The organism is Salinivibrio sp. MA427, assembly GCF_001996115.1.
Classification (GTDB): Bacteria; Pseudomonadota; Gammaproteobacteria; order Enterobacterales; family Vibrionaceae; genus Salinivibrio; species Salinivibrio costicola.
The window spans coordinates 1-2,229 of sequence record NZ_MUFH01000427.1; the positions used below are offsets into that span (position 1 = coordinate 1).

A 2,229-nucleotide genomic window follows, 5' to 3' on the forward strand; every position below is an offset into this window, starting at 1 on the left:
TCTTGAATGGCCCCCTTATTCTGGTAAAACTTACCGGATCAAGGCGCCTCTGTCGCTGTTGTGCGCGCAGCGGTTCAGGCCATGGGTCATGAGCTAAATGTCGAGTTTTATCCTTGGTCGCGCACCGTGTACCTGGTAAAAAACGATGCCAAATATGCAGGGTACTTCCCAGAGTATCACTATGGGACAGATGATCTCATTTTCTCTGATCCTATAGGAACCGGGCCACTGGGTTTTGTTGAAAACGTTAACCGCCCTATCGAATGGTCAACGCTTGATGATCTTGCACCTCACACGATTGGTGTCGTCCGTGGTTACGTCAACACACCGGAATTAGATGCCCGTATTGCGAATGGCTCATTAAAATCCTCCGACGTCACCAGCGATACCCAAAACCTACAAAAAGTGGGCCGAGAGCGTATCCCTCTCGCGGTGGTTGATGCCAACGTTCTGGATTACCTCAAAGAGAATGATCCTGCCCTTAGTGCAGTAAAAGCCAATCTACAAATGAACAAAAAGCTTCTCGTCGACAAACAACTCCATATNAATCGATATCGAACAGATAATGAAAGAACGTTTGGGCGAATAATCTCCCTTACCAATAAAAGCGATCGAAATGGATCGTGCGGCAAAGACAAATGGAAGAGTAGCGCTATGTTTAAGAGTCTTAAAGCAATATTTGTCACTCAAGTGGTTATTGCTGTTTCTATCGTGTTAGGCATATCAAGTTATATTGATTACCAGAGCACGAAAAAGGAACTGAGTAGCGCGCTTGAAACCACCGTGGCTAACGCCACCAACCGAATGAACCTCAGTCTCCCAAAAGCGATTTGGGATTTTGATTTGGAAGCGGCGAAGTTATCCATTTCTGCCGAGCTCAAAGCGCCAGATATAAAAGCGGTAAGAGTGCTTGATAAACAAGGCGAAGCCATTGTGTTTTTGCGTCTTGGCCAAGACAGTGGCGAAGACGGTGAAAGGCAGGCAAAAACGATTGGTGATGGTGAAAAATCGATGTACGAGTCGATGATGCTGAAAGAGAACGAGCTGTCATTTACAGAATATGGAGAAACCAATCTAGTCGGTACATTGCAAGTTTTCTACAACACTGAGCGATTAGAAGCCGCACTAGCAGACACACTGAAACGAAGCGTTATCGAACTCGTAGTGCTTGATCTTGTCATTATTGTGTTCCTAATTCTGGCACTCACTGCAACGGTGGTGAAACCACTCAATGATCTCACTGCTAGAGTTCGTGAATTGGCCAGTGGCGATGGTGATCTTTCTAAAGTTATCCCCGCGCCAAAGTATAAAGAATTTGCTCAGATAACCGAACATATTAATCATTTCACCGCCTCTCTTCGTGAGATCGTCAATGAAGTGACACAGGCATCGATTAATCTCGCCAGCGTCTCAGCAGAAAGTGGACAAATGGCACGAACCAACGCCGAGCGTTTAGAACAGCAAAAACAGAGCCTGTCTACCGTCGCTGCGGCCGCAACACAAATGAATCAGTCGATCGCAACGGTTGCGGATACAGCGAATGATGCAGCGACACATGCTGCCAATGCAACCGACCTTGTCAATCAAGTCTACGGCACTATTGAAAGTTCAGCGTCTGAAATTATTAACATGCGCACTGAGATGGAAAATGTGAATACTGAAATGCACAAGCTGTTAGAAGAGGGTGAGAAAATTTCAGATGTCGTCAACGTGATCAACGATATTTCAGAACAAACAAACTTATTAGCATTGAATGCCGCGATTGAGGCGGCACGAGCGGGCGAACAAGGGCGAGGGTTTGCGGTTGTCGCCGATGAAGTGCGTAGCTTATCAGTGAAAACCAGCGAATCGACTGAGAAAATCCAATCCAACATTAAGTCACTGAGTGACGCAACGGAATCGGTTGAAAAAGAAATCAATCGTATTAGTAGCATTCTAGAAAGCACCGCAGGGCGCGTATCAGAATCACAAGAATCCGTTAGCCAAGTGCGCGAAACCATTACGGATATTTCTGAGCGTAGCGGCCAGATTTCGCAAGCAACCGATGAGCAGCGTCAGGCCATCGATGAAGTCAGCCAAGCGATTAACGAGGCCTCAGAAGCGACTAATCAGGTTACAGAAGGGGCGCAAGATAATGCCACGCGCACTGATAAAGTGCTGACGCTCAGTGAGGATATCAAAGGGCAAATGGAGAAGTTTAAAACCTAGCGATTTAATCAACTGTAGCAA

General features: G+C 46.3%; 1 protein-coding gene and 1 pseudogene. Both read left to right on the forward strand.

Features of this window, described 5'->3' with window-relative positions; all coding sequences use genetic code 11:
• Positions 1–543: pseudogene (locus tag BZG79_RS17020) on the forward strand (transporter substrate-binding domain-containing protein); the annotation flags it as partial.
• A 111-nt stretch (positions 544–654) separates the two neighbouring features.
• Positions 655–2,208 (forward strand): methyl-accepting chemotaxis protein, encoded by a 1,554-nt coding sequence (locus BZG79_RS15285; RefSeq protein ID WP_077774832.1) that lies wholly within the window; start codon positions 655–657, stop codon positions 2,206–2,208.
• Positions 2,209–2,229 lie beyond the last annotated feature (21 nt).

Coding starts and splice junctions, on each gene's coding strand:
- BZG79_RS15285 (WP_077774832.1), top strand. CDS start 655: ATGTTTAAGAGTCTTAAAGCAATATTTGTCACTCAAGTGGTTATTGCT.